The organism is Streptomyces sp. 2323.1, assembly GCF_900221035.1.
GTDB classification, from domain to species: domain Bacteria; phylum Actinomycetota; class Actinomycetes; order Streptomycetales; family Streptomycetaceae; genus Streptomyces; species Streptomyces sioyaensis.
The window spans coordinates 6,847,906-6,863,747 of record NZ_LT907981.1 but is presented as its reverse complement, the minus strand read 5'-3'; the positions used below and the strand labels follow the sequence as shown (position 1 = coordinate 6,863,747).

The window sequence follows — 15,842 nt, the reverse complement described above, 5'->3', positions numbered from 1 at the left end:
GGACGCCGCCGCGCGGGTCGCTGCGGCGGTGAAAGAAATGTGTACGCAGGGGGGCGTTCATGGCGTCATGGGACATCCAGCCGCAGGGAGTGCAGGGCCAGTTGAAGGTCGTCGGCACGCATGCCGAAGATCTGGGGAAAGCCCTCAACACACTGCTCTCTGACATACAGGAAGCGGCTCAGGCAGCGGGTACAGCCGTGCCGGGCACGAGCGCCATGACGCCGATGCGCGGGCCGATGACGCCAGCGGGCAAGCCGTTGGGACCGGTGGCCCCCGAATTGTTGCCGCATAAGGCGACGGGGCCGGTCGCCGCGGCGCTGGTCGAGTACGTAACGAAGCGCAAGCCGCGCATGAAGGCCATGGCCGATCGCTGCCAGGCCGCCGTTCTGGGGGCTGCCAAAGCCACCAATGAGTACGTCCAGGGCGATCTGGAGGCGGCCAAGAACGCCCAGAACGCCGCCCACAGGGTGCGGCTGGATGCTCTCAAGGACTTCGGGGGGAAGAAGAAGTGAGCGGCGCGCCGGTCGACCCGGCCGATGTACCGGTCTTCACCGGTGATCTGGACGTTCTGGAAGCCAAGACGAAGGCCCTGTCCCGCGGTGGCTCCAAGGTCCAAACCGCTGGCTCGGACGTCCACAAGTCCTTCGGCGGACTGGCCGCCTTCTACAAGGCACCCGAGGCGGAGCAGCTGTTCGGCGTCACCAAACCGGTGGCGGATACGGCTCACGACCTGAGTGACGACATGCATGTCATCGCCGGGGCTCTGGGCACCTACGCCAGTGAGATCAGGCCACTGATCCACCGGCTGAAGCAGCTCAAGCAGGAAGCCGCCGATTTCCGCGACAACGAGGCCGCCGAAGACGACTGGAGCGAGGACGGCGACCTGACCGACGAGAACCTCAATCGCCGCAACAAGATCGCCGAGGTCTGGGCCGCGTTCCAGGAAGCCGAACGCGACTGCCACGCCAAAATCGTCGCGCTGGTAGGCGGCAAGGCGCTCCACACGATCGACGCCTCCCACAAGGAGGGATACGGCTACGACGCCGAAGCCCTCAAGGCATCCAAGAGCCTTCCCTGGGGGGACGCGGTCGAGGAATCCGTTCCCTGGTGGCAGGTGTGGGAGCACGGCTACGACTTCGCCAAGGGCTTCATCGTCGACGGCGTGGGGGGCACCATCGACGGCATTTACACCCTGTTCGGCGGGCACGGCGGGGAGGCCGCCGGTCAGGCGTGGCTCGGTCTGGCCAAGCTCTCGACCGCATTCACGATCAGCACCCTGCCCATCGTGGGCCCCGCCTACCTGACCGCGCCGGGGAACATGCTTCCGTCCTGGCTGCGGGACTCGCGGACCGCGGTGCTGGATACCGGCAAGGCCATGGTGGCCTGGGACCAGTGGGAATCGAACGGCTCCCGGGCCGCCGGAGCGGTCACCTTCAACATCGTGACCGCCGTCTTCACCCGTGGTGGCGGTGCCGCCGTGGAGGGCGCGGGCAAGGCCGGCATGATGGCCAAGGGCCTGTCCGTCGTCAGCAAGGTGGGCAGCGCCGTCGACCCGATGACCTACGTCATCAAGGGCGCAGGCGCGGGCCTGTCGAAGGTCGGCGACGTGATGGCCCACCTCAAGGGCCTCGGCCACGTCGAGGTCCCGAAGATCTCCGAAGGTGCCTACAGCCTGCCCGAGGGCGCCGCCAAGATGCCGGACGGCACGATCCAGCTGCCCGACGGCGCCGCCATTCCGGAAGGGGCGACCAAACTCCCGGGCGGCAGAATCAAGCTGCCCGAAGGCACGGTCACCCTCCCCGCGCACACGGTGAAGGACCCCTTCACGGGGAACTACACGGACGCCGCCGGCCACCTCTACAGCAAAGACGACGGCAGCCTCCTCCAGGACGCCAAGGACGCCCCCAAGGGCAAGCCCGCCCAACCCGCCACGGGCGCGGACAACCCACGGATCGAGACCCCGGCCCACCAGGAACAGCGGGTCCCGGCCGGCGTCGGCGGACGGGGCGACGACTTCACACGCGTCGGCTCGGACGTTCCCGACCCGGCCCGCGCCGGCGACAACGCAGGCCACGGCGACACCGGGCCGGGCGAACACAGCCCCATGGGCCGCGCCGACGACCACGGCACCCCCGGCGGCCACGCTCCGGACAACATGCCGCGCAACGACCTGAACCAGCCCCCCCACGGCGGCCACACCAACTCCCCGACCACCCACGGCACCGACGCTCCGAGCCGAGCCGGCACTCACCCGGACACCCCGAATACCGGCGGCACCCACAACCCGCTGGGCGGCCACGGACCCGGCGGCTTCGACGACATCCCGGGCTTCGGTGACGACGCGGCCCGTGCGGGCGACGGCGCGGCCCCGGCGGGCGGTCACGACGGCCAGCCGACGCACCCCGCTTCCGGGCAGCAGATGACGCCCGAGCAGGTCAAGGCCAAGCAGGACGAGTTCGTGCAGAAGGCGAACGATCCCGACAAGACCTGGTTCAACCAGTACTACCGGTCGGACGGGCACCGTCTCAGCATCCACACCAAGATCGACGACGTCGAGCTGCCGATCCTGGCCAAGGACAGCGACGGGTCCTGGATCTCCAAGAACAGCCTTCCGTCCGCCGGCTCCGAGACCAAGTTCGGCCGTGATCCATTCCTCCGCGACGAGACCCAGCCCGCGATCGACCACCTCGACGACGTCGCCAAGGACCGCAAGGCTTCCGTCGAACTCGCCAACGCCGAGCGCGTGCACAAGGCCTCGCCCACCGCCGATACGCTCGACGAGCTGGCGAAGGCGCAGGAGCGTTTCGACGCGCGCATGACCCCGCAGTGGGGCGAGAGCACCTCCAACAACACCTCGTTCTCGGAACGCTTGGGCGAGGACGCGGCGCGGCTGCACGTCGTCCCGGAGAGGTTCCCCGGCTCGGTGGAGCAGCCGCTGCCGAAGACGCCCAACGGCGCCAACATGTTCGACCAGCTGTACCGTCGTCCGGACGGCAATCTGATGATCATCGAGGCGAAGGCACCCTCTTCCGGCCTCCTCTGGCGCAAGGGCGTCGGCCCGGCCGAGGGCTTCATGGTGAAGCAGGGCACCGAGCCGTACCTGCGGACCATCATCGCCGAGATGCAGCTCCGGCCGAGGCTGAAGGTAACCGATGCCTCGGGCAAGGTATGGACGAACGCGGACCTTGCCAAGGAGCTCAAGACGGCCCTGGACGGCGGCAACCTGGAGTACGCCATGGTGAAGGCCACGGACGGCGGCGGTAAGTACGCTGGGGCCGTCCTCGAATTCTTCAAGATCTGACAAAGGAGACCGTGTCCGTGATCGTGGCGCGCCAGGACTATCCGAAGGACGAGATGGCGGCGGTGGTTCCCGTCATGGAGGAGTCACTGTCCTATTCGCTGGAGAAGATCGAGACCTCGCACAACTCCAGGTCGGAAGCGGTCATGGAGTCGCTGAACGTCGCCCTCGTCCGCTGTGTCGGGGACCCCACTGCCGGCATGTTGGAGACCTGGGAGTCCTGGCTGCTGGCCATGCAGGTGCATTCGGCCGTCTTCGCCGCCGCCGATCCCAACCAGGAAACGGTCACCTGCAAGATCCGCCAGGAGGAGCGCCACCTCGCCACCACCGGGCCGCAGACCTACCTCAACGCGAACACCTGGCTCAACGCCTTCTACCTCGCGGTCATCTGCCGTGAAGCAGCCCGCCTCGACATGCTGGCCCGGATCCCGGTGTCCCTTCTGCGCAATTTCGGCGGCGCCCTGGACGAGTACACCTACGCCTGGGTGGAAACCCTCCAGAGCTTCTGGCTCCACCGAGACGACCTGCGCACACACCTGGTGCGCGCCGTGGACCTGAGTGCTCCCGAGCACGCCCGCGTCGTCGACGCGGAGACAATGATCAAGCTCAAGTACCCGCCGATCATGATGCTCTACCGCTACCTGCGCAACGACGTCGCTGGCTTCAACGACGCCCTGGCCGACGCCATCCGCTGGCACAAGGAGTACTGGACCGCCGACGAGGACCGCGCCGAAAACATCCTCGGGATCGTGGCCCTCGCTCCGCTGGCCATCGCCAGCCTCGCGAAGGCCAACGGCATTGCCGTCGAGGTCGAGTCCGACTACCTCCCCGAAGCCCTCCTCGACTTCGCCTGGCGCGGCGAGTTCGACGCGTAACACCGCACCCCACGTAAGGCGCACACATGACCATCGTCATCTCACGCCACGCATCCGTATGGACAACGTGGCCGTGATCATGGCGCAGTTCGTCGCGGCCGCACAGGAAGCCGTCGAGGGGATGGAGACCTCCGAGGACGACCGCTACGACGCAACGACCTTCACACTGGGCGCAGCGAAGTAGCGCTGCCTCCAGGACCCCAGTTCGGACGAGCTCGAGACCTGGCTCGAGGAGGGGAGTCCTGTGTTGCACCCCCAGCTGCTACAGCCTGGCGTGATGCGCTCGAGCTTCGACGGGAAGGCAGCGAGGCCATGCCGGAATAATTGCCTCCTTGCCTCGATTGTTCGTTCGCAGTGATCGAGGTGGAGTCGGGGGAGGCGTATGAGCAACCTGAAGGCGTTCCGGGTGCGCGGTGGGCGGGCAATGGAGATTCCGGGCTCGTCCCTGGCGCTGGAGCGCCAGTTGCAGTCGCTGATAGAGGGCAATATGGAGGCGATGCTCGGTATCCGGTTCCTGGCGAGCGAGTATGCGACGGGTCGACACCGGGGCCGGATCGACTCTCTGGGCTTGGATGAGAACGGGACGCCGGTCATCGTCGAATACAAGCGCTCCCGCGACCAGAACGTCACGAATCAGGCGCTGTCGTATCTGTCGTGGCTCCATGACCATCACCATGAGTTCGAGAGCCTGGTCAAGGAGAAGGTCGGCACCGAGACGGCCGAGGCGATCGACTGGAGCAATCCCCGAATCGTCTGCATCGCCGGGGACTTCACGCACCACGACACGGTCGCAATCGAGATGATCGGCCGCCGTATCGACTTGGTGAGCTACCAGGTCTTCGACGACGTGCTGACACTGCAGCTCACCGCATCCGTTGCCGGCACCACAGCTCCAGCCCGGGGAAAGGCACCCGCCGCATCCCGGATCTCCAGTGCGGCTTCGCCGAAGTCAGTGCAGCAGTACCTGGGCGAGTCGCCGCAGGACCTGAAGGATCTGTATGCGGATCTCGACGAGGTGCTGCTGTCGCACGGGGAAGTACAAAAGGAGCCGCAGCTGCATTACATCGCGTACAGGCAGATCAAGAATGTCGCCACGGTGCGCGTCCAGCCGCGGAACCGGATGCTCGTGATCAACCTGAAGCTAGACCCGGATACCGTGCAGTTGGAGGAGGGTTTCTCCAGGGACGTTCGAGGTCTGGGTTGCCTGGGGATTAAGGACGGCGTCGAAGTGCGGATCAGATCGCGTGAGGATCTTGCCCGGGCCGGGGACCTCATACAGCGAAGCGTTGAAGCAGGCTGACCTGAGGCGTCAAGGGCGGTTGCATTATCGGGTTTTCGATGATGCAACCGCCCTCTTCTGCGTCTATCCCCGATCTGCCGGGGCGTGCTGCGCTCACTCTTCCGGTCCGGCGAGGGTGAAGTCGTCCTGGGTCAAGGTGCTGCGCAGGCGATGTTCGGCAACGGTGGCGTAGTGGTCGGAGAGCTCCACGCCTACGAAGCTCCGGCCCTCCTTGAGGGCTGCGATGCCTGTGGCTCCTGAGCCGGTGAAGGGGTCGAGGACTGTGCCGCCGGGCGGGCAGACCTGGACGAGCTGCTGCATGACCTCAATGGGCTTCTGCGTGATGTGGACGCGGTCCTTGCGGGGCTGAGAGGCGATGTAGTGGCCGGGAAGGTAGAGGTCCCGGGTGTTGTCCAGGGAGCCCTTGACGCCCCAGAGGATGAACTCTGAGTCCTGCTTCGGTCCGCCCTTGCGGGGGCGTGAGGCCGGCTTGATCCACGGCATCTTCCCGGTCCAGGTCCAGCCGGCCATCTGCAGGGCATCGGATGTGGTGGGGTCCTGCCTCCAGTCGGAGAAGACCATGACGACGGCGTGTTCGCGGCTGACGCGGTATGCCTCGGTGAGCAGTTCGGTCAGCCAGGCGCGGTAGGAGCGCTGGTCGCGATTCTCGCCCGGGAAGTTGGCGAGGTTGTGGCGGGCGTCGCCGCTGGTGTACTTCGCTCGGGCGGTGCGGGCGGTGCGTTCAGAGCTGGTGCGTCCGCCGGAGTTGTAGGGCGGGTCGGTGATGACGGTATCCACGCTCTCGTCCGGGAGGGACTTCAGGACGGTGAGTGCATCGCCTCGGTGCAGGGTGTAGGACGACATTCGGCGGATCTCTCTTTCTGGAAGACGGCACGTGCACGCATCCGCGGAAGGGGATGTGCGTGCGAGTAATGCGCAGACAACCGCTTTGCAAAGCTGACTGCGGTGAGCAGCGGGCTGGAGGTTAACGCCTTTCCCCGGCCGCACCCAATGGCGTGATCTTGGTCGTTTCCTTTCATGATCATGCCTAGTTTGGTGCGGCCGGTTTTTGTCTCTACAGTCTCGGCGTGTTCGCAGGACGGGCCCTGGCTCCGGCCCTGTTGAGCTGCGCTGACGCGTTCCGCCTCGTCCAATCGGTGCCCCGCTCAGCACCCTGAAAACCCTGAGGATGCGAGGGAGAGGAATTCATCGTGTGGCGCCTGAGATTATGAGTGCGGCTGGCTGCCGCCTTGCGCTAAAGAGTCTGACGCTTCGGAGTTAGCAGCTTCGAAGCGCAGCTCCCCCCTTGGGGGCTTCGATGAATAACCGGCGTGGCGCCGGTGGCCTTTTCGACGAGAACGCCGGCACCACGCTGCCTACGAGTAAGGAGCTGCCAATGCAGCATGCCCAGGCATGCCCCTCCCCCGAGCCAGATCTCCGGATGCGCCGACCGTCCGGTGGCCGACTGTGAAGAGGGTCGCAGTGATAGTCGGGGGCGTCGTCCTCACCCCGATGCTGCTGGTCGCGCCCGCCGCCGTCGCGCTGGCCAATGCCGGCCGCGCACAGGCCGCCTGTGGTGAAACCGGTGATGCCGGCGCGGTGGATGCCAAGGCCGTGGCCAAGCAGGTGGATTCGATCCTCAAGGGTGGCGGCAAGGGTTCGGTGTCCGTTCGGGGCCTGGACAACCCCAGGGAGCAGATCTCGAACGCCAAGACGATCCTGGCCACCGGTGTCGCGATGAAGGTGCCCCCGCGCGGCGAGATCGTCGCGTTGACGACTGCTTTGCAGGAGTCGGGACTGCGGAACTTGGGCTACGGCGACCGGGATTCTCTCGGACTGTTCCAGCAGCGGCCCAGCCAGGGCTGGGGCACCACAGCGCAGGTCAGGGATCCCCTACACGCCTCGACGAAGTTCTACGACGGGCTGCGGAAGGTCTCGGGCTGGCAGTCGATGACCATCGCCCAGGCCGCGCAGGCGGTCCAGGCGAGCGGGTTCCCGGACGCCTACGCCAAGTGGGAACCGCTGGCCACCGCCCTTCAGAAGGCCATCGCCAAGGACGCTCCCGATGAGAGCACCAAGCCAGTGGCCTCCGCTGGCGGGTGCGGCACGGGAGGCGACGGGAGCAGGTTCGGCCCGATACCTGCCGTATCCATGCCCAAGGGCTACAAGATCCCGGCCGGTGCACCCAAGCCGGTTCGCACGGCGATCCGTTGGGGCCTGGGTCAGCTCGGCACTCCGTACCAGTGGGGTGGCCACTGCACTGCTCCGCACGGCCCGGACCCGATCGGCCGGTGTGACTGCTCGTCGCTGATGCAGGCGTCGTACAAGGCCGGCGGGCTCTCGCTCTCCCGGACCACCTACAGCCAGGTCAAAGAGGGTAAGGCGGTCAGCGTCGGGACCCTCAAGCCTGGCGATTTGCTTTTCACCCGCGGCAGTGCCGCCCGGCCGGAACACGTCGGGATGTTCATCGGCCAGGGCCTGATCCTGCAGGCCCCCGCGAGCGGTGACGTGGTCAAGGTCTCGACCTTCGCCTCTTGGCGGCCGGACATCCTCGCCGCCCGCCGAGCTGTCTGACCGGCCCCTCTTCCCTCTCCCTTCTCTCCTTCCTCCCTCGCGGGCCTTCACATGCCCGTATTCGCACTGGAGTTCCCTTGAATCTCATTGAGCACGCCCAGTACCTTGCTTACAACCCGGGCGTGACACCCAAGGGCGGCGGCCTGCCCGGCCTCCCCGTACTGAAGAACGTGATGGGCAGCCTCAACCTCTACGGGATCATCGCGGCGGTCGGCGCCCTGGTCATCTCCGCGCTCACCTGGGCCTGGGGGGAGTCACAGCGGTGGCCATCAGGCAGAAGCCAATGGCAAGAAGGGCACGGCCGTCGCCGCCGGATGCGCACTGCTGCTGGGTGCGGCCAACGGCATCGTCGCGTTCGCCTCCAACCTGGGAACGCAGGTCCACTGATGTCGAAGAATCGTTTCTGTACCGCTGATGAGCATGGCGCGCCGTCCTCTGTCCTGCGGCGTGCCGTGATCGGTGGCATCGCCCTCGCCATACTCGTGGCTGTGGCCGGCTTGGTCGCATACCTGAACCGACCGCAAGACCCTGCCACGGCGAGGCCGTCGCCTGCGCCGACATCCTCCTCACCGACTTCGCCCCATCCGGCCACCACTTCCGGCAAGGGCGCAACCGTGTCCGCTCCTCCCGGGACGAGCGATCCAGTCGTCTTCGCCAAGGCTGCCACGAAGGCGCTCTGGTCCTACGACACCCGCGCCTCTTCCCAGACCCAGCAGTTGGCCGGGCTGCGGCGGTGGATGACCGGCGAGAAGAAGTACGCGGACTGGAAGTCGGTTGCCGAGCAGGTACCGAGTCCGGTGCTGTGGTCGCGGATGCACGACAACGGCCAGCACGCGAGTGCCACAGTCGGTGAGGGGCACTTCCCGCAGTCGTTCAAGACCGCCCTGGCACAGGACCCCGGCGCGATCACCCAGGCGTACGTCTACGCCGTCACGGTCACCGGCAAGCAGCCCCTTTCCTGGAAGGGCTCCGGTTCCGGAGCCGAGGCCCGTTCCACCACGCTCGCCGTCCAGTGCCGCCCCCACCACAACTGCGCACTGTCCGCCGTCCTGCCGAGCGTCGCGCCGTGACCGCCCTGATCCCGGACAAGGAGGTGCCCTGATGGGAGCCTGCAACCTTCCCCTGATGAACACCGTGTGCGACGCCGTCGGCGGCGTCGTCAGCTCCACCGGCGAGGCGGTCACCGACGGCATCGGTGCCTGGATCGCCAAGTCGAGCAGCGAGGTGGCCCAGTCCGCCGCCGCCCTTGCCTCCAAGGGTGTCAACCAGACCACCACCATCGACCTGAACGCCGAGTGGTTCCGCAATAACTACGAGCTTCTGCTGCCCATCGGCCTGACCTTGACGGTCGGCACGTTCTGCCTGCAGCTCATCCGTGCTGCGTGGCGCAGGGACGAACGCGCCCTGTTTCAGGCCGCGTTCGGCACCATGGTCGGCGTCTTCTTTGCCTTCGCCGCCATCGCGTGCACCACCATTGCCATCAACGTCGTCGATGCGCTGAGTGCCGGGCTGTTCCACATGGCCAACAGCTCCGTCGACGATGCGATCCGCCGCCTGGTCAAGGTCAACGAGCTGGGGATGATGTACGGCCTGGGCTGGGGTGTGCCCGCCATCGTGGCGCTCGGCTGCGCGATCGGCGCCTTTCTGTACTGGGCGGTGATGGTCGCCCGAAAGGTCGGCATCCTGGTGCTGGTCACGTTGGCGGTGTTCGCCGGGGCCGGCGGCGGCTGGGAAGCGGCCAAGCGCTGGCGGCGCGGCTGGATCGAGGCCACGGCCACGCTCGTTGTCAGCAAGCTCTTGATGACGATCGTGTTCCTGCTGGGCGTCTCGGCCATGGGCAAGTCGGATGCGCACGGTGGGCTCGGTGCGCTGTCGGATGCGATTGCGGGCATCGTGGTGCTGGTTTTGGTGATGCTCTGCCCTTACGCCACCTATAAGTTCGTCGACTGGGCTGCCGACGGCGGTGGCCACGATGACCTGCACCGCACCGGCGTGGCGGGCATGGCCGTGGCTGCGGGTGCGGCGAAGACCGCGGGCCAGCTCGCGATACAGGCGGGTACCGGGACGCCGGCTCCGCAGGGTCCGTCGAAGGTTCCGGGCCAGGGCGCGGACGGTGCCGCCTCCGGGATCGACCCCACCGGCGGCACCAGCGGTGGCGGCAAGCCGAAGCAGACGTGCTTCCGCTACGGCGAGGACCCCAACGCCACGGGCGACAAGGGCCAGGCGCTGATCCAGCGGCCTCCCACGGACGGCGACCGTGGCCAGCCCCTGATCCAGCGCCTCGGTCAGGCGACCGCCTCGGGGGCAGCGGCAGCTTCGGCACCGGTCTCGTCCGCGGCGAGTGTGCGGATGGACCCGCCTGCACCACAGCCCAGCGGGCCGCCACCGGCAAGCGGGCCCCCTCCACAGGGCAACACCACGCCGTAGCGGTGGGCCTGCCCCAGCCGCCGGGCGGATTGGGCTCGTAGCCCTCAGCTGACGGGGCGGGCGCCTGGCCGCGCTGCCGGCCCTCCCCGTCTCCCCTCCTTCATTTCTCACCACGTTCCAAGGACGGCTTTGCCATGCACCCCGACGCTTCTCTGCCGGACGGCCCGGTCACCGTGAGGTTTCCCCATCGCTCACGCCGCGGTGTCCTGCTCGGCCTCTCGGTCGCACAGCTCGTCGTCGTCACCCTCACCGGCCTGGCTCTGCTCGCGGTGCTGATGAATGCCGGCGTCACCGGCGCGCTGAAGCTCATCCCGCTGTGGGCGGTCATCCTGGCGGCGGTCTTCCTCCGCCACCGCGGACGGTCCCTCGTCGACTGGGCGCCCATCGCCCTGCGCTATGCGCTGCGGCGTTTCCGGAGCCAGCTCATGTGGCTCGCTCGTCCCTCCCGCCGACCGCGGCGCGAGGGCCTGCTGCACCTGCCCGGCACCGCGGCTTCCCTGCGGGTGGTCTCCTCCCCCGGCGGTCAGTTCGGTGCGGTGCACGATCCGCACCAGGGCACTCTGACCGCCCTGGTGAAGCTCTCCTCTCGCGCCTTCGCCCTGCTGGATCCGGCATCCCAGGCCAGCAATGTCGCAGGCTGGGGCCGTACCCTCGCCGGCCTGGCCCGCACCGGTCACATCGCTCGCGTCCAGGTCCTGGAGCGCACCGTCCCCGACTCGGGCGACGCCCTCAAGCGCTACTGGAACGAGCACGGCAACGCCGACACTCCCCTGGCCGGGCCCATCTACGGCGACCTACTGGCGGCCGCCGGGCCCGCCGCCGCCCCGCACGAGGCGTATGTCGCGCTCGCCCTTGATCTCAAGGCCGCCCGGCGCCTGATCAATCAGGCCGGCGGCGGACTCTCCGGCGCCTTCACCATCCTCGCTCAGACCGCCTCTTCGTTTGATCAGGCCGCCCGTAACGCCGGTCTCACGCCGACGGGTTGGCTTCCGGCGGAGGAGATCGCCGCTGTGATCCGTACCGCGTACGACCCCGCGACGTCCGCCGCGCTGGACCAGTGGTCGACCACGGGACGGCCCCAGGCCGACCCGGCCGCCGCAGGGCCGGTCGTCCTGATCGAGAAGGCTGACAGGATCCAGACCGACTCGGCTCACCACACCACGTTCTGGATCGAGAACTGGCCCCGGGTCGAGATGAGTCCCGGCTTCCTGCACGGGCTCCTTTTCACTTCTAGCGTGCGCCGCGCTCTCTCCCTGTCCTACGACCCGAAGTCGCTGGACTCCGCTCTCAAGGACGTACAGCGCCGCAAGGCCACAGTGATCGCGGACGCCGCCGAGCGGCAGCGCAAGGGCCAGGTCGACTCCGAGGAGGACTCGGTCGAGTACGCCGACATCAAGCAGCGTGAGCGCCAGCTGATCTCCGGTCACGCCGATGTCGGGCTCACCGGTCTGCTCACCGTCTCGGCCGACACCGGCGAGGAACTCAACGCAGCCTGTGCCGCGATCGAGACCGCTGCCGCCGACAGCTTCATCGATCTGCGCCCGCTCACCTGGCAGCAGGCCGAAGCCTTCACCAACGCTGCCCTCCCGCTGGCCCGCCCCTAGCGCCCCAGCTCCACCACCGCGCTCAACCGAAGGGCCCTGTCATGCCGACTGAACCCCTGCCCGACCTGGCTGAGGACTTCGTCCCTTTCGCCACCGCCGCGCTCGACTTCCATCACGCGATCAACATCCCGGTCGCGCCGATCGCCGCCAGCAGGACCGAGCTCGATTCCCTGCACGGTCACGTCGTCGCCCTCTACGGCCTGCTCGACTCCCACACCGCCCGGACCACTCCGGTGGCCGAGGCCGAGGGCGATCATCTGCGGGCGGGCCGGATCCGCCTGTGGCAGGCCGCCGAGCACCTCCACGCCGCTTTTCACGCAGCCCCTCACCCCGGCACCGGCCGCCTGCCCAACCGGGAGGCGTGCCGGGTCCGGCTGCCCGAAGGGGCACCGGAACTCAGCGTGTGCCAGCGGCACCTGGCCACCTCTGCCCAGGTCCGCCGTGACCACACACCGGCCGATCTGCGCGACCCGTTCACCGGCCTGATCCGCCACTGACTGCCAGGAGCACCAGCACCATGTCGTCCCCCCGCACCCGTGCCAGCGCCAGTCCGCTGTTCGTCCCCCGCAACAGCAACCGTCGCACCGCCCGCGCGGCCCGCGACCAGTTCGCCGCCGCCCGCGACCAGGCTCGCCACGCCGCACGACCCCAAGCCCGCCGTACCGAACCTGGCGTCGACCCTGAGCTGCGGGCCACCTACCCGGCTGCCGGCCGACCCGGCCCGGCGTCCGCCCGCGGCGGCCGTCTCAAACTGCCCGCCCACCGCATGACGACCGCCACCGCGTCCGGCGCCTACCCCTTCCTCGCCGAGGGCGGCCTCGGAGCGCGAGGCATCTACGTCGGCCGTGACGTCCATGCGGAGGCGGCGTTTACCTACGATCCGTTCGCGCTGTACGGGCGTCTCGACGGGTTCACGAACCCGAACGTCCTGCTCGCCGGGATCATCGGCATGGGCAAGTCTGCCCTGGCCAAATCCCTCGCCGTGCGGGCCGTCGCCTTCGGCTACCGCATCTATGTTCCATGCGATCCCAAAAGTGAATGGACCGGTGTCGCCCAGGAACTGGGGGGTCAGACGATCGCCCTCGGTCCTGGCCTTCCGGGCCGGTTGAATCCTCTGGACGCGCCTGCCCGGCCGCAGGGCGTCGGCGAAGAGGACTGGGCCAACGAAGTTCGCAAGCGGCGCCTTCTCCTTCTCGGCTCGCTCGCCAAAACGGTCCTCCGACGGGACCTGCACCCGATGGAGCACACCGCTCTCGACCTGGCGCTCGACCAGGCCGTCGCACACGCCGAAGCCAACGGCACCACCCCACTACTGGGCGATGTCGCCCAGGTTCTCGGATTTCCCGCGCGGCTCGACTCCGCGCTCGGTGAGCTGACCGGCCGCCTCGGGCACGCCGCCGAAGACCTCGCCCACGCACTGCGCAGGCTCATCCACGGCGACCTCGCCGGGCTCTTCGATGCCCCCAGCACAGTGGGATTCGACCCGAGTGCGCCCATGCTGTCCATCGACCTCTCACGCCTGGGCACTGCCGGCGACGACACCGCCCTCGTCCTCGCCATGACCTGCGCCTCCGCATGGATGGAGTCCGCGCTCGCCGACCCCGCCGGTGGACGGCGTTGGGTCATCTACGACGAAGCATGGCGCGTCATGCGGCACGTCGCCCTGCTGGAACGCATACAAAGCCAGTGGAAGCTCTCGCGTGGTCTCGGCATCGCCAACTTGATGGTGATCCATCGACTTAGCGATCTGCTCAGTGCGGGTGATGCCGGATCGCGGGGCCGGACGCTGGCGGAGGGTCTGCTCACCGACTGCTCGACCCGGATCATCTACCGCCAGGAAGCAGATCAACTCGCCTCCGCCGCCACCTTGCTGGGGTTGACGGGCGTGGAGACCCAAGCCGTGTCCGCCCTCACCAAGGGACGTGGCCTGTGGAAGGTCGCGGGCAGGTCGTTCATTACGCAACACCTCCTCCATCCACGCGAACGGGAACTGTTCGACACCGACGCCCGCATGCACGCCTGAGCTTCGCCCGACGCCGTACATACCGCGGGTGGGGGAAGCCGAAGCCGCACTTCGGCTCTCCCCACCTTCGCCGTTCGGCGACGAAGGAGCCCCACCGCGCCCCCGGTCGACGTGCCTGGCCACGAGCGCTGACCTCGTTTGGCCTAGCGGATTTCTCCGGCATCACCAAACCCGTCTTTGGGTCGCATCCTCGTCGTCCGCACGGCCCCAACCTCTTCGAGGTGCACTTCTTGTGGCGGAATCACGTCCGCACATCACCGTCAGCCGCCACGACCGCTACGGCGTCGTGGCAGCGGCTTCGCACGGCAACCACGTCGCCGACCACATGCTGCGGCGCGTCGGCTTCGAGCGACTTCTGGGCAGCGACCACTACGCCCTGTCCGAGCCGGACCGCGACCCGACCCGCCGCGGACAGCAGGCGGTCCAGTCCCTGCGAGCCGCGCAGTACACCGTCACGTCCGATGCCGCATACGACCTCAGCCTCCAGTCCGCGCCCCGCACCAACCGCGGCCCCCTCGGCCAGCTGGAGAATCGTTCCGCCGCGGTGGGTGCCAGGGCCGGGGAGGCGACCTTCGCCTCCGCCGGTGCTCTCGATGCCGACATCCGGGCCGCCCGGATCGTCGTGCATGACCAGGTACGCGATGCCGAGGGAGCGCTGCGGGCTGTTGGCACCGATCTACGCACCCGTGAGGGCCTGCTGCTTCACGGTGAGGGCGATCTGCGGTACCTCGAGTCCCGGCTGGAGCACACCGGTCGCGCGTTCGATGCCTTCTATGCGATACCCGGCAACGAGCGCCGTGATCCGAGGCTGTCGATGATGCAGCGCGCTCAGGCCGCCACCGCCATCTCGCCGGCTCGCGCAGGCGCCGTGCTGCCGCAGCAACCGGCCGCCACCGTCGCCTACCGCCCGGCCACCGCCCCCCAGCAGCCGGTCCGCGGCCGCTGACCCCTGCCTCGAAGGACGTTCGTGATGAACCTGCCCTATGAGCCCGATGTCGCCTTTGGAGTCCACCCCGATCTTGGTGTGGCCGCCGCCGTCGCGCATGACGGGCCGCAGCTGGACGAGGTGCTGCGCAAGCACCACTTCCGCTACAGCCAGGACCTCGACGTCTACCTCCTTGCGGAGGGCATCGGCCACAACACCGCGGTCCGGACAGTGGCCGCTGCCACCCGCGAATTCCAGGACACCGGCCATACCGTCGCCGCCGATCCCCGCATCATGCTGCCGCCGCCCATCCCCACTGCTCACGGTGTGGCCGCACGGACAACGCAGCCTGGTCAGTCGTTGACCGCGCTGACCGGCGAGCTGCACGAGCTGCGTCGCTCGGCCGATGTCGCCAGCACCTTGGAGCAGATCCTCGATGAGCACCACGGTGCGGTCGGTGATCTGGAGGAGTTCATTGACACCGCTGCCGCCTGGTGTGAGCGACTCGAGACTCCGGGCGGCCGGGAGTTGAGCCAGCATCTACGCACGATCGCGCACCACATCGCCTTCCTCGGCGACCGGTTGACCGACGCGCAGCTCGGCCTGTCGGTCATGCCGGACGTGACGCCGAAGGACGCTCCGCCCCTGGCCGATGTGCCACTCCCGGCGCGACACACGGTTCCCTCCGTCACTCACAGCACCCGAGCTCGCGCAGCCGTGGCGCCTTCACCGAAACGCCCCGCGGGTCTTCCCGCGGCCCTGGAAGAAGCACCCCGCTCCACGGCCGCGCCACCCAGCCCCCGCCGTACGCGCTGACCCTCTATCCCGATCACAGAA

14 protein-coding genes and 1 pseudogene are annotated in these 15,842 nt (G+C 68.1%); 14 read left to right on the top strand and 1 reads right to left on the bottom strand.

Going from position 1 to position 15,842, the window contains the following annotated elements; genetic code table 11:
* The first annotated feature begins 59 nt into the window (after positions 1-59).
* The 5 genes from CPH93_RS29710 to CPH93_RS29695 all read left to right on the top strand — a co-directional run bounded on the left by CPH93_RS29710 (position 60) and on the right by CPH93_RS29695 (position 5,473).
* Positions 60-512 (top strand): DUF6507 family protein, encoded by a 453-nt coding sequence (locus tag CPH93_RS29710; RefSeq protein ID WP_096214585.1) that lies wholly within the window; start codon positions 60-62, stop codon positions 510-512.
* Positions 509-3,301, top strand: coding sequence for a hypothetical protein (locus CPH93_RS29705; protein ID WP_096214584.1), 2,793 nt, complete (start codon positions 509-511; stop codon positions 3,299-3,301). Before CPH93_RS29710 ends, CPH93_RS29705 begins: the two co-directional genes overlap by 4 nt.
* An 11-nt stretch (positions 3,302-3,312) precedes the next feature.
* Positions 3,313-4,173, top strand: coding sequence for an immunity 49 family protein (locus tag CPH93_RS29700; protein ID WP_231976997.1), 861 nt, complete (start codon positions 3,313-3,315; stop codon positions 4,171-4,173).
* A 58-nt stretch (positions 4,174-4,231) separates the two neighbouring features.
* Positions 4,232-4,357: a hypothetical protein gene (locus tag CPH93_RS37350; protein WP_269460124.1), complete on the top strand. Its 126-nt coding sequence runs from the start codon at positions 4,232-4,234 to the stop codon at positions 4,355-4,357.
* Between the two features lie 198 nt (positions 4,358-4,555).
* A complete protein-coding gene (locus CPH93_RS29695) occupies positions 4,556-5,473 on the top strand; it encodes a DUF5655 domain-containing protein (RefSeq protein ID WP_096214583.1) in 918 nt (305 codons plus the stop codon).
* 93 nt (positions 5,474-5,566) lie between these two features.
* Here CPH93_RS29695 and CPH93_RS29690 read toward each other — a convergent pair whose 3' ends face one another.
* Complete coding sequence (locus CPH93_RS29690; protein WP_096214582.1) at positions 5,567-6,316, bottom strand: DNA-methyltransferase; 750 nt, start codon at positions 6,314-6,316, stop codon at positions 5,567-5,569.
* Between the two features lie 603 nt (positions 6,317-6,919).
* On the opposite strand from CPH93_RS29690, the gene CPH93_RS29685 reads away from it, so the two are divergent.
* From CPH93_RS29685 to CPH93_RS29645, 9 genes and pseudogenes are all read left to right on the top strand, one after another.
* On the top strand, positions 6,920-8,026 hold the full coding sequence (locus CPH93_RS29685) for a C40 family peptidase (protein WP_443031409.1): 1,107 nt from the start codon (positions 6,920-6,922) through the stop codon (positions 8,024-8,026).
* 77 nt (positions 8,027-8,103) lie between these two features.
* Positions 8,104-8,413, top strand: a pseudogene (locus tag CPH93_RS37030) (DUF6112 family protein).
* Between the two features lie 227 nt (positions 8,414-8,640).
* Complete coding sequence (locus CPH93_RS29675) at positions 8,641-9,096, top strand: hypothetical protein (RefSeq protein WP_231976996.1); 456 nt, start codon at positions 8,641-8,643, stop codon at positions 9,094-9,096.
* Positions 9,097-9,127: 31 nt separating this feature from the next.
* The gene (locus tag CPH93_RS29670; RefSeq protein ID WP_162501014.1) at positions 9,128-10,453 is read left to right on the top strand and encodes an SCO6881 family protein; all 1,326 of its coding nucleotides are present in this window, start codon (positions 9,128-9,130) and stop codon (positions 10,451-10,453) included.
* Positions 10,454-10,587: 134 nt separating this feature from the next.
* A complete protein-coding gene (locus CPH93_RS29665; protein WP_096214580.1) occupies positions 10,588-12,057 on the top strand; it encodes an SCO6880 family protein in 1,470 nt (489 codons plus the stop codon).
* 41 nt (positions 12,058-12,098) lie between these two features.
* A complete protein-coding gene (locus tag CPH93_RS29660; protein WP_096214579.1) occupies positions 12,099-12,554 on the top strand; it encodes a DUF6238 family protein in 456 nt (151 codons plus the stop codon).
* Between the two features lie 20 nt (positions 12,555-12,574).
* Complete coding sequence (locus tag CPH93_RS29655) at positions 12,575-14,080, top strand: ATP-binding protein (protein ID WP_096214578.1); 1,506 nt, start codon at positions 12,575-12,577, stop codon at positions 14,078-14,080.
* A 232-nt stretch (positions 14,081-14,312) separates the two neighbouring features.
* Entirely contained in the window at positions 14,313-15,026 is a 714-nt protein-coding gene (locus tag CPH93_RS29650; RefSeq protein ID WP_096214577.1) for a hypothetical protein, read from the top strand.
* 24 nt (positions 15,027-15,050) lie between these two features.
* The gene (locus CPH93_RS29645; RefSeq protein ID WP_096214576.1) at positions 15,051-15,821 is read left to right on the top strand and encodes a hypothetical protein; all 771 of its coding nucleotides are present in this window, start codon (positions 15,051-15,053) and stop codon (positions 15,819-15,821) included.
* Positions 15,822-15,842: the final 21 nt, after the last annotated feature.